Raw genomic sequence first — 20,123 nt, 5'->3', positions numbered from 1 at the left:
GTGCGCCCAGGTGCGCCCAGGTGCGCTCAGGTGCGCTCGGGTGCGGCGGCGCCCGGTCAGCGCAGCGGGACGAACGCGTACGAGCCGTGCGTCGAGACGCTGACCTGCCCGTCCGCCCGCACGACGAGGTGCATGGTCGACCGCACGGGCAGCACCAGCCGCCCCGGGTCCGCGAGCATCCCGACGAGCGCGTCGGGGACGGTCCGCGCCGCCGCCGACACCAGCGCCCGGTCCCACCCGCCCGCGCGCGGGCGCCCGACCGTGCCCGGCTCGGCCCGCTCGAGCCGCGCCCGACCCACCTCGGCGCGGTGCTGCGCGACGAACCGCTCGAGGTTCTGCGCGCCCCACTGCGCGATCTGCGGCTCCAGCTCCAGACCCAGCACCTCGCCCTGCGGCCCGACGAGCCACGCGAGCAGCGCCGTCGTCCAGCCCGAGCCCGCGCCCACGTCGAGCACCCTCGCGCCGCGCGGCACGTCCAGCAGGCGCAGCATCGCCGCGACCGTGCTCGGCTGCGAGCACGTCGACCCCTGCCACAGCGGCAGCGCCTGGTCCTGCGTGGCGTTGCCGCGCTGCGCCGGCGGCAGGAAGTCCGCGCGCGGCACCGCCCGCATCGCGTCCGCGACCCGCTGGCTCGCGGCGGGTGCCTCGTGCGTGCCGTCGCGCTCGTCGCCTCGGCCGTGCTCGTCACCTGGGCCGCGCTCGTCAGCTCGGCCGCGCTCGTCGCCAGGTCCGTCATCGCGCATTCGCCGCCTCCGTCGCCTCGGGCGAGGTGGTACGTCCGCTTCCGTCCGGGACGGCGCGCGCCGCACGTGGCGGTGGCGGCGCACGCCGCGCTCACCACCGACACTAGGCGGGTGACCGCCCCCCGGACCACGACGACGTCGTCGCACCCGCCCGCGCACCCCGCCGCGCCCCAGGCGCCGGGCGTCGTCGCCGCCGACGAGCACGCCGACGAGCGTGCCGACGAGCACGCCGACGGGCGTGCCGGCGACCCGCTCGACGCCGACGTGGTCGTCGTCGGATCCGGCTTCGGCGGGAGCGTCGCGGCGCTGCGCCTCGTCGAGAAGGGCTACCGCGTGCTCGTCGTCGAGGCAGGCCGGCGCTTCACCGACGACACGCTGCCGCGCACGTCCTGGGACGTGCGGCGGTTCCTGTGGGCGCCGCGGCTCGGGTGCACGGGCATCCAGCGGATCCACGTGCTGCCCGACGTGGTCGTGCTCGCCGGCGCGGGCGTCGGCGGCGGCTCGCTGGTCTACGCGAACACGCTGTACGAGCCCGAGCGTGACGAGTTCTGGGACGACCCGCAGTGGGCGGGCATCACCGACTGGCGCGCCGAGCTCGCGCCCCACTACGACCAGGCGCGGCGCATGCTCGGCGTCGTCGAGAATCCCAGCACCACACCGGCCGACGAGGTGGTCCGCGGCGCCGCGCAGGACCTCGGGGTCGGGGGGTCCTTCCGCCTCGCGCCGGTCGGCGTGGTGTTCGGGCGGGACGGACGGCTCGAGCCCGGCCAGGCGGTGCCCGACCCGTTCTTCGGCGGGGTCGGGCCGCAGCGTCGCGGGTGCACGCAGTGCGGCGCGTGCATGACGGGCTGCCGGTTCGGCGCGAAGAACACGCTGACGACGAACTACCTCGCGCTCGCCGAGCGTGCGGGCGCGCGCGTCCGTGCGCTCACCACCGTGACGTCCGTGCGCCCCGCCGCCGACGGGACGTGGGAGGTCGACGTCGCCGCGACGGGGCACCCACGCCGGGGCCGCAGGACCCTGCGCGCCGGGCAGGTCGTGCTCGCCGCCGGTGCGTGGGGGACGCAGGTGCTCCTGCACCGCCTCAAGGCCGACGGCGTGCTGCCCGAGCTGTCCGACCGGCTCGGCCACCTCACGCGGACGAACTCCGAGGCGCTCGGCGGGGCCGTCGCCCGGTGGCGGGACCGGCGCTCGGCGCCCGACCTGACCCGCGGCGTCGCCATCACGTCGTCCGTGTGGCTCGACGAGCGCACCCACCTCGAGCCCGTGCGGTACGGACGCGGGTCGAACCTCATGGGGTTGCTCTCCACCGTCCTCACCGCGGGTCGCACCCGCCCGGGCGGTGGCGGCGCGGGCGTCGCACCCGCCGACGGGCGGCCCGGTGGGGCGCGGGCCGAGCGGGCGCTGCGGTGGCTCGGGACGGTCGCGCGGCACCCCGGGCAGGTCGCGTCGCTGGTGCTGGGCATCGGGTCCTGGTCGCAACGGACCGTGATCGGGCTCGTCATGCAGACGGGCGGGGCGTCGATCGTCGTGCGCCCCCGCCGCACGTGGCGCGGCCGGGTGCGGCTGACGTCGACACCGGGGGAGGGCGAGCCGAACCCCACCTGGATCCCGCAGGCGCACGCCGCGTACCGGGCGATGGCGCGGCGGCTCGGCGGGTTCCCGGCCTCGAGCCTCGCGGAGGTCGTCGACGTGCCCATGACGGCGCACTTCATCGGTGGGTGCACGATCGGGCGGACCCGCGACGAGGGCGTGGTGGACCCGTACCACCGCGTCCACGGTCACCCCGGGCTGCACGTGGTCGACGGCTCGACGATCTCGGCGAACCTCGGCGTGAACCCGTCGCTCACCATCACCGCGCAGGCCGAGCGCGCGTGCGCGCTGTGGCCCAACCGCGGCGAGGTCGACCCGCGCCCCGCACCGGGCGAGCCCTACCTGCGCCTGGCCCCGGTCGCCCCGGCCCGCCCGGTGGTCCCGGCCGGTGCGCCGGGCGCGCTGCGACCGACGCGGGGCGTCGCGCACCCGGACCCCTGACCCCGTCGCCGCGACCGACCCACCCGCTCCGCGCCATCCGCTCCAAGCACCCGCTCCGCACCATCCGCTCCCAGCACCCGCCCCGCAGCATCGGCTCCGCGCCATCCCGTCCGCAGCATCGGCTCCGCGCCATCCCGTCCGCAGCATCGGCTCCGCGCCATCCCGTCCGCAGCATCGGCTCCGCGCCATCCCGCCCGGCAGCATCGGCTCCGCGCCATCCGCTCCGCGTTACTCGGCTCGCCGCCACCCGCCTCGGGGAGGGGCTCGCCGCGCGTGGCGGAGATGTGACGGCGCGCACGCCGTTGCCGTGCGTCGCGTGCCGCGGACGCGGCGGCGGCGTCGAGCGGGACCGGATGTCCGGTTCGCGCAGCCGTGGGGCGTTTGTGCAGGTCGCGGGGCTCTGCGACTGGGTGAAGGCCCCACTGTGATCCGCGCGACACGCCGCTGCGAGCGGGTGAAAAATGTGGCGGAAGTGTGATGGGAGCGATGTCCGGCGCGTCGCGAGCGGCTGCCCGATTCATGCCAGAACGTTCTCCACGGCCTCGTCGGGACATCCGCCGACTGACCAGGGGCGACACCCCCGAGGCGCCGCGCGACCCGTCGACGGCCCGACGCGACCACCGGCACCGGGCGTGTCCGACATGTGCGAAGCGCCCTCGAAAGCCTTCGCAGAACCTTGACCTCACGTCACGCCGTCCCCCGTCCGAACGTTCTTAACGTGGACGCGATGAATGACGAGCCGCAGCGCCGGCGCACGTCCGGCAGCGGCCGCCACGCGGCTGTCCCGGCCAGCCCGCGCCCCTTCCGTATGACCCCCCGCCGACTGGCGCAGGGGTTCGTCGTCGTCGCCCTCACCGGTTCGCTCGGTGCGTTCGTCGCGCAGAGCACCGCGGCGGCGAGCTCCGACCGCACCGCCATGCGCGAGGCGCGCACGGCCGTCGCGGGCGCCGCGTTCGAGGCGGTGCAGACCGCGCACGAGGCCAGCCTCGCCGCGGAGGACGTCACGCTCGACGACGAGTCCCTCGCCGCCCTCGAGGCCGCGACCGCCGAGCTCGAGGACCTCCTCGACGACGCGGGTGTCGCCGACCTCGGGATCGCCGAGCTGCGCGGTGCGGACACCGCGTCCCGCAGCGGGTCGCGTACCTCGACCGAGCGCACGACGAGCGCGCGCTCGGGTAGCGCGGGTTCGGGTACGCCTTCGGGTGCGGCCCGCGGCGCGACCGACGAGCCGACCGCTGTCGCTGCCGACGCTCCCGCCGCCGGCGCTGCCGCTGCCGACGCTCCCGCGGCCGACGAAGCCGCTGCCGACGCTCCTGCCGCCGACGCCCAGGCGCCCTCGAGCGAGCCCTTGCTGAGCGCGTCGCAGGACCTGCTGGCCACGGCCGGCGCCCCGCAGCAGACGCCCGCGCCCGCCGACCCGGCCGACACGGGTGCGGCAGGGGGTGCCGCCTCGTCGGCCACCCCGACCCCCGACGCGACCGGGACGGCAGCCGAGAACCCCACCGAGACCTCCACGGAGACCTCCACGGAGACCTCCACCGAGAGCCCCACGCAGGGCGCGACCGACAACCCCGCCGAGCCGTCCGCCGACGACGTCGTCGAGATCCCGCCGGTCCAGGGGCCCGAGGACGCCACGACCCGCAAGATCCGCGCGGCCCTCGCGCGGGTCGTCGCGCTCAGCGGCGAGGTCCTCGACACCGCGGAGGAGGAGCGCGCGCGCATCGCCGCCGAGGAGGAGGCCGCGCGCCTCGAGGCCGAGCGGAAGAAGGCCGCCGCGGCCGCCGCGGCCGCCGCGAAGAAGGCGCAGGAGGAGGCGGCCGCGAAGGCCGCCGCCGAGGCTGCGGCCGAGGCAGCCGCGGCCGAGCGTGCCGCGTGGAAGAAGTCGCTGCTCGGCTACGCGAACGGCCGGGTGCCGTCGTCGGCGCTGTGCGCGCTGTCGTTCGACGCCGGCCAGCTGCTGCGCTGCGACGCCGCCGAGGACCTCGATGCGCTGGACGCCGCGTACCTCGACGACTTCGGGACGCACCTCGCGGTCTCCGACTCGTACCGCTCGTACGGCGCGCAGGTCACGTGCCGCGCGACCAAGGGCTGGCTGTGCGCGGCCCCCGGCACGTCGAACCACGGGACGGGCATCGCGGTCGACCTGGGCGGCGGCATCCAGTCGTTCGGCACCGCGCAGCACGCGTGGATGCAGCAGCACGCCGACGAGTTCGGCTGGGTCCACCCCGCGTGGGCGCGCGCGGGCGGCAGCAAGCCCGAGGCGTGGCACTGGGAGTACGTGCGCTGACGCGCGCGGCCGGTGTGACGCACGCAGCCGGTGTGACGCGCACAGCCGGTGTGATGCCCGAGCGGCCCGCCGGCGCGTGACGCCCCATGGCCGGGAGCGGGCTCCCGGGTGATGCGTGCCGGTCGGGGCCCGGGTGTCCGAGGCGTGGCCGCCGGGCTGCGGCGGGCGGCCCCCGCGCCTAGCGTGGACGAGCCGGCCCGGACGCCGCGCGATGCGCGTCGTCGCTGGTGCCGGCGGTCCGCCGACCGCACCAGCGCGGTCGCGGGCGCACATCCACGTCACGACGAAGGAGCGGTCATGCCCACGCGCAGCGCACACACCTCCTGGCAGGGAACTCTCGCCGACGGCAGCGGTCACGTCGAGCTCTCGAGCTCGGGCGCCGGTGCCTACGACGTCTCGTTCCCCCGGCGCGCGGCCGACGAGGCCGGCGGCGTCACGAGCCCCGAGGAGCTCATCGCGGCCGCGCACTCGTCCTGCTACGCGATGCAGCTGTCCGCGCTCATCGGCGAGGCCGGCGGCACGCCCGTCGCGCTCGACGTGAAGGCGGACGTCACCCTCCGCCCCGACCCGGCCGGCGGGTTCCGCATCTCCGGCATCGCGCTCACCGTGCGCGGGCAGGTCGAGGGCCTCGACGCCGACGGCTTCCGTGCCGCGGCCGAGAGCGCCAAGGCCGGCTGCCCCGTGAGCAAGGCGCTCACCGGCACCGAGATCACGCTCGACGCCGCTCTCGCCTGACGCCGCGGTCGCTCGCTGCTCGACACACCGTGGCCGGCCGGCGGGCGTTTCATCACGCTTGACCTGGGCAGTCGTCGGCCTGGGCGGACGTCCCCCGAGGACCTCCGGCCCAGGCCGACGGCTCGTCGGGGGCCTACCGTCGCGAGCGTGACCCTCGCCGAGGGGACACCGGGCGACGCTGCCCGGGCCGTCCGCATCGACCTCGACACCGCGATGCGTCGCCGGTGCCGGAGCCTCGGGCTCGCCCCGGGCGCGGCCGTGCACGTGACCCACCGCGGCGGGCTGGGCGATCGTGAGGTCGGGCTGGGGACCGACCGGTTCGCGCTCCGGTCCTGGACCTGCGTCCGCCGCTACGTCTCCCCGGTCCACGGCATCGACCCGGCCTGACACCGCCCGCCGAGGGCCCACCGTGTCGCCCTGGCCCGGCCGCCGTGCCCCCGCACCCCTGCACCACCTCGGCTCCACGACGTTGCCGGGGCCCGCCGGGCCCGCAGTCCTGCGTCCTCGGGTCCACGGCGTTGCCTGGGCCTGCCCGGGCCCCACTCCTGCCTCGCCTCGGTACACGACACCGCCCGGGCCCGACCGGGTCCACACGCCCTGCACCGCCCGTGGACGCGCCTGCGTGCGACGCGACCTGCCAGCCCTCGTGCGGCGCCGACGAGGGCGGTCGCGGCAGGAGGCGGCGGGTAGGCGGCGGTGGGGCGCCGGGAACCCGGGTGCGGGGGCGGCGTCCGGTCCTCGGGTGGTCCCGGACCGCCCTCGGGCGGTGGTGCGAAGATGCCTCCCGTGACTGCTGTGGCCGACGAGAAGAGCGCCGGGACCGACGTCGTCGCCGCGCTCCGGTCCGCGGTGCGCGGGGCGGTCGACGACTCGTCCCGGCGTCGCGCGGAGTACTCGACCGACGCGTCGAACTACCGGGTGGTCCCGCAGGTCGTCGTGTTCCCGCAGGACACCGACGACGTGGAGGCGGCGCTCGCGGTCGCCCGCGAGGCAGGCGTGCCCATCACGGCCCGCGGCGCGGGCACGTCCGTCGCGGGCAACTCCGTCGGCCCCGGCGTGGTCCTCGACTTCTCCCGGCACGTCAACCGCATCCTCGAGGTCGACCCCGAGGAGCGGACTGCGCGGGTCCAGCCCGGCGTCGTCATGGCCGCGCTGCAGAAGGCCGCCGCGCCGCACGGGTTGCGGTTCGGCCCGGACCCCTCGACGTGGACCCGGGCGACCCTCGGCGGGATGATCGGCAACAACGCGTGCGGTCCGCGGGCCGTCGCCTACGGCCGGACGGCCGACAACGTGCTGGCGCTCGACCTCGTCGACGGCACGGGCCGGCGGGTCGAGGCGCGCGCCGGTGAGGGTGCGCTCGACGTCGTGGCGGGTCTGCCCGCGCTCGTGCGTGCCAACCTCGACCTGCTGCGCACCGAGCTCGGCCGGTTCGGCCGTCAGGTGTCGGGCTACTCGCTCGAGCACCTGCTGCCCGAGAACGGCACGGACCTCGCGAAGGCGCTCGTCGGCACGGAGGGCACCGTCGGCACGCTGCTCGAGGCGAAGCTCCGGCTCGTCCCGATCGCCGCGGCGCCCGTGCTCGTCGTGCTCGGCTACCCGGACATGCCCGCCGCCGCGGACGCGGTCCCCGCTCTCCTGGCGCACCGGCCCATCGCGATCGAGGGCATGGACGCGCGTCTGGTGGACGTGGTCCGACGAGTTCGCGGTGCGGCCGCCGTGCCGGACCTGCCGCCCGGCGCGGGCTGGCTCATGGTCGAGGTCGGCGGCGACACGCTCGACGAGGCCCTCGAGCGCGCCCGCGCCCTGGCCGCCGACGCGGGGACCCGAGCCGTGGCCCTCTTCCCGCCGGGGGCCGAGGCGACCGCGATGTGGCGCATCCGCGAGGACGGGGCCGGCCTCGGCGGTCGCACGCCGTCCGGTGAGCAGGCGTGGCCCGGGTTCGAGGACTCCGCCGTGCCACCCGCGAAGCTCGGCGGGTACCTGCGTGACCTCGAGGCGCTCATGGCGCGGCACCGGGTCGACGGCCTGGCCTACGGGCACTTCGGCGACGGGTGCGTGCACCTGCGCATCGACATCCCGCTCGAGCGCACGGGCGACCCGTTGCGCGCGTTCATGCAGGACGCCGCCGAGCTCGTCGCGTCGCACGGCGGGTCGCTGTCGGGCGAGCACGGTGACGGCCGCGCACGCTCCGAGCTGCTGCCCGTGATGTACTCGCCGCGCGCCATCGAGGTCTTCGGGCAGTTCAAGGCGTTGTTCGACCCGCGCGACCTGCTCAACCCCGGCGTGCTGGTGCGGCCCGCGGCGATCGACGCCGACCTGCGCCGGCCCGCCGCGCGCCCGCTGCCCGCGACCACGGGCTTCTCCTTCGCGCACGACGCGGGCGACCTCACGACGGCCGTCCACCGCTGCGTCGGGGTCGGCAAGTGCCGCGCCGACTCGACCGCGGCGGGCGGCTTCATGTGCCCCTCGTACCTCGCGACGAAGGACGAGAAGGACTCGACGCGCGGGCGGGCCCGGGTTCTCCAGGAGATGGCGAACGGCTCGCTCGTGTCGCGCGGCTGGTCCTCGCCCGAGGTGCACGAGGCGCTCGACCTGTGCCTGAGCTGCAAGGCGTGCTCGTCGGACTGCCCTGCGGGCGTGGACATGGCCCAGTACAAGTCCGAGGTGCTGCACCGCACGTACCGCGGCCGCCTGCGTCCCGTGAACCACTACGCGCTCGGATGGCTGCCCCGGTGGGCGCGGCTCGTCACGGGGCTGCCCGGCGTCGCGTCGGTGGCCAACGCCGTCCTGGGTGTGCGTCCCATCGCCAAGCTCGTGCTCGCGGCGGGCGGCATGGACACCCGCCGGCAGATGGTGACGTTCGCCGGTGAGCCGTTCCGCCGCTGGGTCCGCCGCGCGGGCGCCTCCGAGGTGACCCGGGTCGCCTCGGGCGCAGCGGCCTCGCTCGCCCCGGCGCCGCCCACGTCCTCGTCGCCCACGACCGACCAGGCGAGCGGGCAGCCGAGCGGCCCGGCGGGTGAGCGGACCGGAGAGGTTGGGGGTGCTCGCGCGGATGCCCCGACGGATGCCCCGACGGGCTCCCGGCCGCGGGTGCTGCTGTGGACCGACTCGTTCAGCGACGCGCTCGCGCCGTCGGTCGCGCGGGCTGCGGTGGCGGTGCTGCGCGACGCGGGCTACGAGGTGCTCGTGCCCGACCACCAGGCGTGCTGCGGCCTGACCTGGATCAGCACGGGCCAGCTCGAGGGCGCGCGCCACCAGCTCGAGCACCTCCTCGAGGTGCTCGGACCGTTCGCCGTGAACGGCATCCCGATCGTCGGCCTCGAGCCGTCCTGCACCGCCGTGCTGCGCTCCGACCTGCGCGACCTCCTGCCCGACGACCCGCGCGCGGTGGCTGTAGCCCGCGAGACCCGGACGCTCGCCGAGCTGCTCACCGCCCCCGCGCCGGTCGGCCCCGGGGACCGCTGGCAGGTCCCCGACCTGTCCGACGTCACCGCCGTCGTCCAGCCCCACTGCCACCACTACTCCGTCATGACGTGGACGCCTGACCGTCGGCTCCTGACCGACGCCGGCGCGACGTTCTCGGCCATGGCCGGCTGCTGCGGGCTCGCCGGGAACTTCGGCATGGAGAAGGGCCACTACGACGTCTCGGTGGCGGTCGCGGAGAACTCGCTCCTGCCCGCTCTGCGCGACGCGGCCCCGGGTGACATCTACCTCGCGGACGGCTACTCGTGCCGCACGCAGGCCGACCAGCTCGCGGGTGTGCAGGGCATGCACCTCGCGGAGCTCCTGGCCTCCCGGCTCGGCGCACGCCCCACCCCCGCACCGCCCGACCGCGCCGAGCCCACGCCCGCCTGACCCACGCCCCGCCTGACCCGCGCCCCGGCGGACCCGCGCCCCGGCGGACCCGCGCCCCGGCGGACCCGCGCCCCGGCGGACCCGCGCCCCGGCTGACCCGCGCCCCGGCTGACCCGCGCCCCGGCTGACCCGCGCCGGGCCGACCGTGGCCGCAGGGCATACCCGTGTCGGGTCGGGTTCACGCCGTCCACCCCGTTGGTCTCGCCTCGACGCCCGGGCCGAGGTGCGGACCCACGCCGTGGCCGGCGCCCGGCGCCTGCCCGACGATGCGCGTCGGTGACGCCGGGGCGTTGTAGGGCCGACCCGACCGGTCGCGGAACGTGTAGCGGGTGCCGGCCGAGGAGCGCCCGCCTGACATCGCGAGGTCCGGGCGCGGCGTTCCTGCCACCCACGAGGGTTCCGGTACGCCATCCGTCTCCGGTACCGCACCCGGCGGCCGCCCCGGGGCGCTATCCGGCACCGGTGTCGCATCTGGCTCCCCGGGTTCGGAGCCCGTGGGCGTGCGCTGCGGGCCGCCGTGCGGCGGAACGAGGGCGGGTGAGTGGCGTTCGACGGTGAGGTCGAGGCGGTGCACCTCGTGGTGGTGGAACGAGCACAGGAGGACCGCGTTGACGAGGTCGGACGTGCCCCCGTCACGGTTCCACCACGCGATGTGGTGCACCTCGCAGTACGCGGGCGGCACCGAGCACCCGTTCCACGCGCACGCGCGGTCACGCGCGACGACAGCGAGGCGCTGGGCAGGCGTGAACGAGCGTCGCGTCCGGCCGACGTCGAGCGGTCTGCCCGCCGCATCCATGACCACGCGCGTCATCGCGCAGTCGCACAAGGCGGCCGCGAGCTCGCTCGGCGACAGGACGGTGCCGTCGTCGGTGACGGCCGGTGGCAGTGGGACCGCCGAGGAGGAGGAGGAGGAGGGCGTCGCCGGCGCCGATCTGCTCGACGGCGCGCCGGGCGCGCGGTGACGCCGCGCGGCGCGGCGACGATGCTCCACCCACGTCTCCGCAGGCACGAGGAGCGACACGTGGGGCACGGCGAGCGAGCCGGGGTGAGGACCGGCGGCGGACTGCGGCCGCTCCCCGTCGCCGCGCGCCTCGTCGCCCACGTCGGCCCACGCCCCGGCACGCACCTCGTCGCGCACCTCGTCGCGCACCTCGTCGCGCACGACCTGGCGTGCGTGGGCGACCGGCTCGATCGGCTGCGACGCCGACGGGGGAGCGATGTGCCCAGCAGCGGGGCTGCCGGCGAGCGCGGCCAACGCGTCGGCACGAGCCTGCTCGGGTGTGCGGTCGTCGTCGGGGCGGTGCCCGGTGGCGTCGAGGGCGCGCTGCAGCAGCCGGCCCGTGACGGGGTCGAGGCGCCCGCGCAGGTGGGTGCCGTCCGCCGCGTGGGTGAGGGCGAGGAACCTCGCGCGGTGCTGGGCGGCGCGTCTGGCCTCGAGGTGGTCGTCGTCCTGCGCGGCGACCCAGGCCGTGAGCGTGCGGCCGAACTCACGGGCGTCGACCCCGCGCGCGAGCTCGACCACGGCCGCCTGTCCCTGCGGCGTGCGCAACGACTCGGCGGCCTGTGCGGGCGCCTGCTCGAGCGTGCGTGCGAGCACGTCGACGTGACCGTCGCGCACCACGCCCTCGGCCATCGCGGCGCGCACGGTGGGCAGGCGCGTCAGCGCCTCGGCGGACCGGACCTGACCGGCCACGTGCCACCTGGTCGAGCCGGTGAGCCGCGCGCGGGTGTCTGCGAACTCGCGGCCGGCACCGACCGCGGCCGCCGCCGACTGCTGTGCCGCGAGCACGGGCGACCGCACGACCGTCACGAGGGATGCGATGCGGTCGAGCGTCGCCAGGGCGCGCGCCCGCTGCGTGCCGGACCAGCCGTCGGCCCGCGCGGCGACGGCCGCGAGCGTGGCGAGCCGGATCCGCACCGCCTCGAGCTCGTCGAGAGCTCCGTCCGGCGACTCACCGCTCGCGGGCAGCGCGGCGCGGGCGACGGCGCGGTCTGCTGCGCCGCCCGACCAGGACGCTTCCGACGAATCGAACATGTGTACGACGCTAGTCGATCGGACACGGATGCGGGAACGGGCGGGCGCGCCCTGTGGACGAGGAGGCGACAGGCGTCAGCGTGCGTGGAGCGCGCGGGTCGGAGTCGGTGCGGATGTCAGTGGTCCGCGGTCTTATGGTCGGGTGGACGGACGAGTGCGGTGGGTGGACGTGCGGCGCGAGGTGCCGCAGCTGGCGGCGGTGGTCGAGGAGGTGTTCGCAGCGGGGACCAACAAGACCCTGGCGACGACGCGGGCGGACGGCTCGCCGCGCATCTCCGGCACGGAGCTGGAGGTGGGCGATGACGTGACGCTCGGCATGATGCCCGCGTCGCGCAAGCTCCGGGACGTGGAGCGTGACCCGCGCGTGGCGATCCACTCGCCGACGATCGAGCCGCCGAAGGACCTGGCGCAGTGGGTCGGTGACGCGAAGCTCGCCGGCCGGCTCGTCCCGATCCCCCAGCCGGCCGGCGGGCTGCCCGGCGCGTACTTCGCGCTCGACGTCACCGAGGTCGTCCACACCGGCATGGACGCCACCGGGACCCGCCTGGTCGTGACGGCGTGGCACCCGGGACGCGGCATCACCCGGGTCGAGCGCGAGTGACGCCCCCACCCGGTCCCCGCCACCATCCCGACCTGAGGAGTGTCTGATGCTTGTCGCGTTCTCCGTCGCACCCAGCGGCACCGGCCGTTCCGACGGCTCGGTGTCGGACGCCGTCGCGGCGGCGGTCCGCGTCGTGCGGGAGTCCGGCCTCCCGAGCCGCACCGATGCGATGTTCACGACGATCGAGGGCGACTGGGATGCGTGCTTCGACGTCGTGAGGCGCGCGACCGAGGCGGTCGCGCCGTTCGGCTCGCGCGTGTCGCTCGTGCTCAAGGCGGACATCCGGCCCGGTCACGTCGGTGAGCTGACGGGCAAGGTCGAGCGCCTCGAGGGCGCACTGGCACGGGCCGACGAGCCGGTCCCGCGGCAGGGCGGATGACGGGGTCGCGGCCCGGCGTGCGGCGCCCACGGAGGACGACGGACGCGCCCGGAACCTCATGGATCACGACCTCTCGTCGTCGGCGTGGAACGGGCCGGTCGGCGTGGCGTGGGCGTGTCGCGCGACACGGTACGAGCGGTCGTGGACGGCGCGTGACACCCGCGTCCGAGCGGGCCAGGATGGCGCCCGGGGACGGCCACGCGCTCGTCGTCACCCGCACGGCCCTGCCCGCGGTCGGAACCTGACCCGTCCGGCGGACAGACCGGACATTCGCGGCCATGCGACAGTAGGCACGCGACGACCGCCACCCGGTCGGACGGACGCTCCGGCAGGGAGCGGACCCGTCGCGGTCCGCGCCGCTCGCCCGCGCACGCACCACCCCGTTCCACCCCGCACGAAGTGCCTGCGAGACCCAGGAAGGCCGGCGAGACGGATGCCTCTGTTCGAGCTCGACGACGGCCGGCCGCGCCTCGTCCAGCCGATGCAGCCGCTCCCGGCGTCGTTCTCGCAGGACCTGGCGCTGCTGGTGCAGCACCACCTCGCCGCGATCGCGGGCGAGCCGCTGTTCCCGGTGCGGCACCGGGCGAGCGCGTCGGACCACGCGGACCTGCCGGAGCTGCTGGCGCTGGACTCGACGGGCCGCGCGGTCGTCCTCGAGGCCGTCCAGGTGCTCGACGACGACGCGGTGGTCGCGGCGCTGCGGCACGCGGGCGCGGCCTCGCGCATGACGTCGACGGACCTGGCGCGCGCGTACCACGCGGACCCCGAGCGGTTCGCGGTGGACTTCGCGGCGTTCCGGGAGCAGGTCGCGTTCGGCATGACGTCGAGCCGGCGTGAGGGGGTGCGGCTCCTGGTGGTGTGCTCGGAGGTCGCCCCCGAGGCCGCGGACACGCTCGGCTACCTGCGCGGCCCGGGCCGCCACGTGGACATCCTGCAGCTCGGGGTCGTGCGCGGGGTCGACGACCGCAGGTTCCTCGACGTGTCACCGCTCGCGCGCCACGAGAACGTGCGCCGGCCCGTCGAGCCGACCGCGCTGCGGCTCGTGCGCTCGAGCGAGGCGTCGTTCGCGACGGCGATGGCGTACGAGGACGGCCGCCGTCGCCCGCCGTCGCCCGTGGGGTCGTCGCGGGCGGGGACGCCGGGTCTGCCCGCGTCGTCGGCTTTCCCGGCCGGAGGCCGCACGGGCCAGGACGGTCCCGGCCGCCCGGTGTCCGCGGCCGTCCCGGCGGTCCCGCCTCCACCCCGCCCGACCAGCGCCGCCGGCACGACGAACGCGGGCGTGACGAGCACAGGCCCGACGAGCACAGGCCCGACGACGGCGAGCCCGACGACGGCGGGTCCGACGAGCACGATGCGCGCCGGTACGACGACCGCGGGGATCACCAGCGGTACGACGACGGCCGCACCGGGCACGACGAGGGCCTCCCGCGGAGGCGCCCGGGACGCCCGCCCGGCGTCGGAGACGATCTCGTCGACCGCGCTGCCGGTCGCGGGGACGCCGAGCAGGCAGGTGGGCGCGCAGACCCGCGCGGTCCCGACGGTCGTCCCGCCGGTCGGCGCGTCGTCCGGGCCGCGCTCGTCGTCGTCGACGCACGGCCCCGCGGCACCGCGAGCGGCTGCGCCGGCGTCGTTCGCGCCGCGCGCGTACTCGCCCCCCGCGAACCGCACGACCTCCCCCTACGTCCCGCCGGCCAACCACGCGCCGACGAGCGACGTCCCGGCGAACCCGGCGCTCGCCAAGCCCGCCGCGTCGTACGGCGCGGTCGTCGGCACGGGCGCGATGCCGTCGATCCCGGTGACCCCGCGCACGCCCAGCGGCTCGCGGGCGACGAGCACGGCCCCGACGCCGTCGACGGCCGACGCCCGGACGCCGGACGGCCGCTCCGCAGACGGTCGGACGGACGACGGGGCACACGACCGGGCAGACGATCGGGCACACGACCGAGCACACGACCGGGCACACGACCGGGCACACGATCGGGCGGACGGCTTGTCGCCGCTGTTCGAGGCACTCGCGGACGGGTCGGCAGACCTGCCGGACGGCCCGCCGCCCCCGTCGGCTGCGGGCCCGGCCCCGCGCGACCCGGACGTGCCGTACCCGGAGCTGGCGATGCTGGCGAAGCGGCGCCGTGCGATCGCGACGCTCGTGTGGTTGCGCGAGCGGCGGGGTCAGCGGCTGGTGGCGGAGCTCCAGCCGGACGGCACGATCCTGCTGCCGGACGGTGCGCGGTTCGTCGAGCCGGGGGACGCGGCGGCGTACGCGTCGAGCTCGTCGGTCGAGGTCGACGGGTGGCGTGCGTGGCGGCTGGGTGACGGCGGCCCGACGCTCGCGGAGGCCACGGGCCGCACCGAGTCCTGAGGGTCGCGGGCGGGCTCAGGTCCAGCCGTATCCGGCGGTCCACCGGTCGATCTCGGCGTACACGCGGGCGCGCACGGGCGGTGCGGACAGGACGAGGTCGTGGATGCCGCCGGCGATGCGGACGACGGTGACGCAGGGCCCGAGCTGCACGGCGCGCCGGGCGAGCAGCTCGACGTCGAGGACGATGTCGGCGGAGCGCATGTCGTCGTGCCAGCGGGGGGTGATGAGGGTGCGGGTGGACGCGAGCATGAGGATGGGCACGTCGACGGACAGGCCGCGCGCGACGAGCGTGTGGCCGGTCATGATCGCGGCGAGCCACCCGGCGCGGACGGGGAACGCGGGGGTGGGCCGCCACCGCTCGTCGTAGCTCCACTCACCACCGGTCGCGGCGGACAGGGTGCGGTTGTAGAAGCCGGGGTCGATGTTGGGCAGGGGCGCCTTGGGCTGGAACCGGGCGAGCTGGGCGACGGCGGGGCTGGACACGTGCCGCAGCAGGCCGGAGCCCTGGAGCTCGAGCCAGGGGGAGTTGAGGACGAGGCCGGCGACGCGTCCGGGGTGCCGGTGCGCCCACAGGCTCGTGACGAGCCCGCCGGTGGAGTGGCCCATGAGCATGACGCGGGCGTGCGCACCGAGCTCGGAGCGCACGACGGCGAGGGCTGCGTCGAGCTCCTCGTCGTACGTCTCGAGGTCGTCGACGTAGCCGGGGGTCTGGTGCGCGCGCAGGCTGCGCCCGTACTTGCGCAGGTCGAGCGCGTAGAACGCGACGCCGCGCGCGGTCCAGTGCTCGGCGAGCCCGGTCTGGAAGAAGTAGTCGGACCAGCCGTGCAGGTAGAGCACGGCGCGTGCGGGGCGCAGGGTCTCGTCGGTCTCGGGCCGGTGTCGCACGAGGGTCGCGACGACGGCGCCCTCGTCGTCGGGTGCGAGGTACAGGGTCTGCGCCTCGTACCCGGGTCCGAGCACGTCGGGCACCCAGGTGCCGGGCGCGGACTCGACGGTGGGGACGTCCTCGTCGGGCACGTCCGTGCGGGGCCCGACGGGCGCGACGGGGAGGACCGGCGTGCCGGCCGTCCCGCTCGTCGTCCGCTCGCTCATCGCACCCCCTGCTCGGCCGTCGCGGGTCAGACCGTCAGGACGATCTTGCCGAACTGCGTGCCCGCGGCGAGCCGCCGCAGTGCGTCGCCTGCCTGCGTGAGCGGGTAGGTGGTGTCGACGAGCGGGCGCACCCCGGTCCGGGCGAGGAACGCGAGCAGGTGCTGCAGGTCGTCGCGCGAGCCCATGGTGACGCCCGCGACGGTGATCTCCTGGAAGAACAGGCGGGTGAGCTCGGCGGCGGTGGGGTCGCCCGAGGTGGCGCCGGCGACGACGACCGTGCCGCCGGGTCGCACGGAGCGCATGGTGTGCGACCAGGTGGCGCGTCCGACGGTCTCGAGGACCAGGTCGGCGCGCGGGACGCGGGCCCCGGTCTCGACGGCGGCGGCCGCGCCGAGCTCGAGGGCGCGGCGGCGTCGCTCGTCGGACCGGCTGGTGACGACGACCTCGAGGCCGGCCGCGGCGCCGAGGAGGATCGCGGCGGTGGCGACACCCCCGCCGGCACCCTGGACGAGCACGCGTTGGCCGGGTGTGGCGCGGCCGGTCGTGAACAGCATCCGGTACGCGGTGAGCCAGGCGGTCGGCAGGCACGCGGCCTCGACGAACGACAGCTCGGCGGGCTTGTCGACGAGGTTCCACGTGGGGACGGCGACGCGCTCGGCGAGGGTACCGGGGTACCGCTCGGACAGCAGCGAGCGCGGTTCGTCGGGCCCGACGCCGTGCCCGCTCGGGCCGCCGATGACGCCGTGCACGACGACCTCGCGTCCGTCGACGACGCCCGCGGCGTCGGTGCCGAGCACCATGGGCAGCTGGTCGGCGCGCAGCCCGACGCCACGCAGCGACCACAGGTCGTGGTGGTTGAGCGCGGCGGCGCGGACGTCGACCACGGACCAGTGCTCGCGCGGCGCGGGTTCGGGCCGGTCGCCGACCTCGAGGCCGGAGACGGGGTCGTCGGACGAGAGCTCTCGTACGTAGGCCGCGATCACACCGTCACGTTACCGATGGGTAGCCCGGTGCACGCGCGGATCGCGGACGCGAGCCGGCCGGGCCGGTCAGTCGCCGGGGCGGTCCAGCGGGTCGGGGAACACCGTGAGGAGCTGGCGGCTCACCAGCCCGACGGTCCGCGCGAGCGCGTCACGCGCGGCCGCGGCGACGAACCCGAGGTCACGCAGGTGCCACAGCGTGAGCGCGTTGGCCCAGGCGGCGTCGCGCGCCTTGTCGATGGAGAAGCTCGACACGAGGTCCGCGACGGGTGACAGCTCGCCGCCCGCGGCGACGACGCGCCGGTCGAGGAACGACTGCCGCACGGGCCGCACGACCTCGGCGAGCACGTCGTCGACCCGCTCGAAGTCGGCGTGCACGCCGCGCGCCGACGGTGTGGTGCCGCGCGCCTCGCACGTCGCGACGACGGCGAGCGCGAGGTCGTGGTTGATGTGCGCGTTCATGCCGGCGAGCGCGAACTGCACGGGCCAGATCCCGCGGTGCGCGCGGCGCTCGACCAGCGGCGCCCACGCGCGGTTGACGGGGCGTCGTGCGGCGAGGTCGCGGGGCACGTCGAGGTACAGGTCGGCGAACCGGACGTCGAGGTCCTCGACGAAGGCCGGGTCGCCGAACGTCCCGTCGACGACGCGGCGCGCGACGAGCACCGTGACCTGCCGGTACACGTCGCTGAACACGCCGAGCCCGTCGCCCGCGGGCCACTGCTCGCGCTCGGCGTCCATGGCGGCGACCACGCGGCCCAGCGCGACCGAACCCGCGACGGAACCCGCGACGGCTCCCGCTGACCCCGCGACCGACCCCGCCGTCGACCCCGAGCCTGCGCTCGTCCGGGCACCGCTGTCCTGCCCCATGCCCCCACTGTGGCCGAGCGGGGCGCGCGTGCCCAGGATGAAGCGCGTCAGAGCACGGGCAGCATGCGCCCCAGGTCGGGCAGCGAGTCCCCGGTCCACCGCGGCGCGAGCGCGACGGCCAGCGCGTCCACGTCGTAGGGCTCGCGTCCGGACGCGAGCCGCACCCACCGGCGTGCGTCGTCCACCTCGAGGTCCCAGCCGCCGCGGGCGACGACGATCGCGAGCAGCTCGTCGGCGACGAGCCGCAGCGCCCCGGGCTCCACGGGGTCGGGGCCGGCGCCCGCACCGGGGACGCGGTGCACCGAGACGAACAGGTCGTCGGCGTGCACGACGAGCTCGACGACGCGCGAGACCGTCATCGTGGAGAGCCGGACGGGACCCCGGCGGGCCTGGACGACGGGGTCGCCGGACCGGCTGTGCGCCTCGAGCGCGGCGAACGCCGCGGCGGCGCGTGCGTCGATCCACGCGACGGGGTCGGTGGCGACCTGCGCGGCGAGCGCGCGCGTGGTCTCGGCGATGTCCGCCGCGCGGCCCGCGTACGTGCCGAGGTACTCGGCGAGCGTGAGGGGCACGGTCCCGGGGGGCAGCGGCGTGCACGCGGCGAGCGCGTCCATGGCCCGGCCGACGTGCGCGACGAGCGCGGTGACGGTCCAGCCCTCGAGCACGGACGGTGCGTCACCCACGGAGTCGTCGACGACGTCGACGACCCAGGTGCGCAGCCGGTCCCACTGGGCGTGCAGCGCGGTGGTGGCCTCGTCGAGGGTCGCGGTCATGGCGCCATCCTGCCGTGCTCGCGCCCTGCCCGTACCCGTGCCCGTGCCCCTACTCGTGCCTGTGCCCGCGCGGGTGCCCGTGCCGGCTCGCGGCGGGTCCCCGCTCAGGGCCGGCTGCGGACCCGCTCGGTCAGGAAGTCCGCGACGAGCGCGCCGACCTGGTCCTCCTCGATGAGGAACCCGTCGTGCCCGAAGTCGGAGTGCACGACGCGCACGGGACCCGCGCCGGGCACGTGCGCGGCGATCCGCTCGGACTGCGCCACGGGGAACAGCCGGTCGGTGTCGACGGCGACGACGAGCCCGCGCGCGGTGATCTGCGACAGCGCGTTGTCCACGCCGCCGCGGTCGCGGCCGAGGTCGTGCGTGAGCATGGTGCGGGTGAGGGTGACGTAGGTGTTCGCGTCGAACCGGCGCGCGAGCTTGTCGCCGTGGTGCTCGAGGTAGGACTGCACGGCGAACCGGCCGCCCTCGAGCGGGTCCTCGGCGCCCTGCGGGATCCGGCCGAACCGCTCGTCGAGCTCGTACGCGGACCGGTAGCTCTGGTGCGCGATCTGGCGTGCGAGCCCCAGCCCGCGGTGGGGGCCGTCGCCGGGCGCGGCGTCGTAGTAGTCGCCGCCGCGGAACGCGGGGTCCTGCTGGATCGCGACGAGCTGGGTGTGGAAGTTGGCGATCTGGTCCCCGCAGGTCGCGGCGGTGGTCGCGATCGCCGCGAACGCCTCGACCCGCTCGGGCTCGGACGCGGCCCACTCGAGCACGCGCTGCCCGCCCATCGAGGCGCCGATGACGAGCGCCCACCGCCGGATGCCGAGCAGGTCGGCGAGCCGCACCTCGGCGGCGACCTGGTCGCGCACGGACAGCACGGGGAACCGCGAGCCCCAGGGGCGCCCGTCGGGCGCGGGTGACGCGGGACCGGTCGAGCCCTGGCACCCGCCGAGGACGTTGGGGGCGACGACGAACCAGCGGTCGGTGTCGATCGGTGCGCCCGGCCCGACCATCGACTGCCACCAGCCGGGGGTGGGGTGGCCCTCGGCCGCGTCGCCGGTCACGTGCGAGTCGCCGGTGAGGGCGTGCAGCACGAGGACCGCGTTGGACCCGTCCTCGGCGAGCGTGCCCCACGTCTCGTAGGCGAGGCGGACGGCGGGCAGGCGACCGCCGGACTCGAGCGCGAACGGCCCGAGGTCCGCGAGCTGCCGACGCCCGAGCGGGTCGCCGTCCTGCCAGGCGGCGGACGCGGGCACCGGCGGGCGCTGCGCGACCGGGACGCGGCTCGTCCCGGTGCGGGCGTGGGCGCCGCCGGCCGGTGGGCTCGTGGCGGGCACCGTCGCGTTCTCGTCGGACACGGTCAGCCAATCTACGGAAGGGGGAGGGACGCCGCCCGTCGTC

The 20,123-nt window shown here is 76.4% G+C and carries 15 protein-coding genes; 8 read left to right on the top strand and 7 right to left on the bottom strand.

Translation table 11 applies throughout. The features are described from left to right. Nucleotides 1-56: 56 nt before the first annotated feature. Nucleotides 57-743, bottom strand: coding sequence for a protein-L-isoaspartate O-methyltransferase family protein (locus tag ACT17Q_RS14445; RefSeq protein ID WP_444663275.1), 687 nt, complete (start codon nucleotides 741-743; stop codon nucleotides 57-59). A 264-nt stretch (nucleotides 744-1,007) separates the two neighbouring features. Here ACT17Q_RS14445 and ACT17Q_RS14440 point away from each other — a divergent pair, with 264 nt between their 5' ends. The 5 genes from ACT17Q_RS14440 to ACT17Q_RS14420 all read left to right on the top strand — a co-directional run bounded on the left by ACT17Q_RS14440 (nucleotide 1,008) and on the right by ACT17Q_RS14420 (nucleotide 9,654). Then, entirely contained in the window at nucleotides 1,008-2,777 is a 1,770-nt protein-coding gene (locus tag ACT17Q_RS14440) for a GMC oxidoreductase (protein WP_444665403.1), read from the top strand. Between the two features lie 808 nt (nucleotides 2,778-3,585). After that, nucleotides 3,586-5,064 (top strand): M15 family metallopeptidase, encoded by a 1,479-nt coding sequence (locus tag ACT17Q_RS14435; protein ID WP_444663273.1) that lies wholly within the window; start codon nucleotides 3,586-3,588, stop codon nucleotides 5,062-5,064. Between the two features lie 297 nt (nucleotides 5,065-5,361). Further along, a complete protein-coding gene (locus ACT17Q_RS14430) occupies nucleotides 5,362-5,799 on the top strand; it encodes an OsmC family peroxiredoxin (RefSeq protein ID WP_141321719.1) in 438 nt (145 codons plus the stop codon). 147 nt (nucleotides 5,800-5,946) lie between these two features. Beyond that, entirely contained in the window at nucleotides 5,947-6,186 is a 240-nt protein-coding gene (locus ACT17Q_RS14425; RefSeq protein ID WP_094181757.1) for a FeoA family protein, read from the top strand. Between the two features lie 390 nt (nucleotides 6,187-6,576). Next, a complete protein-coding gene (locus ACT17Q_RS14420) occupies nucleotides 6,577-9,654 on the top strand; it encodes an FAD-linked oxidase C-terminal domain-containing protein (RefSeq protein WP_444663269.1) in 3,078 nt (1,025 codons plus the stop codon). Nucleotides 9,655-9,832: 178 nt separating this feature from the next. Here the strand turns inward: ACT17Q_RS14420 and ACT17Q_RS14415 are convergent, their stop codons facing one another. After that, nucleotides 9,833-11,689, bottom strand: coding sequence for a DUF222 domain-containing protein (locus ACT17Q_RS14415; protein WP_444663267.1), 1,857 nt, complete (start codon nucleotides 11,687-11,689; stop codon nucleotides 9,833-9,835). A 142-nt stretch (nucleotides 11,690-11,831) separates the two neighbouring features. Here ACT17Q_RS14415 and ACT17Q_RS14410 point away from each other — a divergent pair, with 142 nt between their 5' ends. The 3 genes from ACT17Q_RS14410 (at nucleotide 11,832) to ACT17Q_RS14400 (ending at nucleotide 15,028) form a co-directional block, all read left to right on the top strand. Beyond that, nucleotides 11,832-12,290, top strand: a complete 459-nt coding sequence (locus ACT17Q_RS14410) for a pyridoxamine 5'-phosphate oxidase family protein (RefSeq protein WP_244937781.1) — start codon at nucleotides 11,832-11,834, stop codon at nucleotides 12,288-12,290. Between the two features lie 46 nt (nucleotides 12,291-12,336). Then, nucleotides 12,337-12,669: a thiamine-binding protein gene (locus ACT17Q_RS14405; protein ID WP_094181760.1), complete on the top strand. Its 333-nt coding sequence runs from the start codon at nucleotides 12,337-12,339 to the stop codon at nucleotides 12,667-12,669. A 433-nt stretch (nucleotides 12,670-13,102) separates the two neighbouring features. Next, nucleotides 13,103-15,028 (top strand): restriction system modified-DNA reader domain-containing protein, encoded by a 1,926-nt coding sequence (locus ACT17Q_RS14400; protein ID WP_444663264.1) that lies wholly within the window; start codon nucleotides 13,103-13,105, stop codon nucleotides 15,026-15,028. A 15-nt stretch (nucleotides 15,029-15,043) separates the two neighbouring features. On the opposite strand, the gene ACT17Q_RS14395 is transcribed toward ACT17Q_RS14400, so the two are convergent. The 5 genes from ACT17Q_RS14395 to metX form a co-directional block, all read right to left on the bottom strand. Continuing rightward, entirely contained in the window at nucleotides 15,044-16,120 is a 1,077-nt protein-coding gene (locus ACT17Q_RS14395) for an alpha/beta hydrolase (RefSeq protein ID WP_444663262.1), read from the bottom strand. 26 nt (nucleotides 16,121-16,146) lie between these two features. After that, nucleotides 16,147-17,103 carry a zinc-binding dehydrogenase gene (locus ACT17Q_RS14390; protein ID WP_444663260.1) on the bottom strand — a complete coding sequence of 319 codons (957 nt, stop codon included), beginning with the start codon at nucleotides 17,101-17,103 and terminating at the stop codon, nucleotides 16,147-16,149. Between the two features lie 66 nt (nucleotides 17,104-17,169). Next, nucleotides 17,170-17,967, bottom strand: a complete 798-nt coding sequence (locus ACT17Q_RS14385) for a DUF5995 family protein (RefSeq protein ID WP_444663258.1) — start codon at nucleotides 17,965-17,967, stop codon at nucleotides 17,170-17,172. 47 nt (nucleotides 17,968-18,014) lie between these two features. After that, nucleotides 18,015-18,740, bottom strand: a complete 726-nt coding sequence (locus ACT17Q_RS14380; RefSeq protein WP_444663256.1) for a maleylpyruvate isomerase N-terminal domain-containing protein — start codon at nucleotides 18,738-18,740, stop codon at nucleotides 18,015-18,017. Nucleotides 18,741-18,844: 104 nt separating this feature from the next. Next, entirely contained in the window at nucleotides 18,845-20,080 is a 1,236-nt protein-coding gene (gene metX, locus ACT17Q_RS14375; RefSeq protein ID WP_094181765.1) for a homoserine O-acetyltransferase MetX, read from the bottom strand. Nucleotides 20,081-20,123 lie beyond the last annotated feature (43 nt).

Origin of the sequence: Cellulomonas sp. CW35 (assembly GCF_052378485.1) — a bacterium.
Taxonomy (GTDB): domain Bacteria; phylum Actinomycetota; class Actinomycetes; order Actinomycetales; family Cellulomonadaceae; genus Cellulomonas; species Cellulomonas uda.
This window is presented reverse-complemented; position numbering and strand designations above follow the sequence as displayed.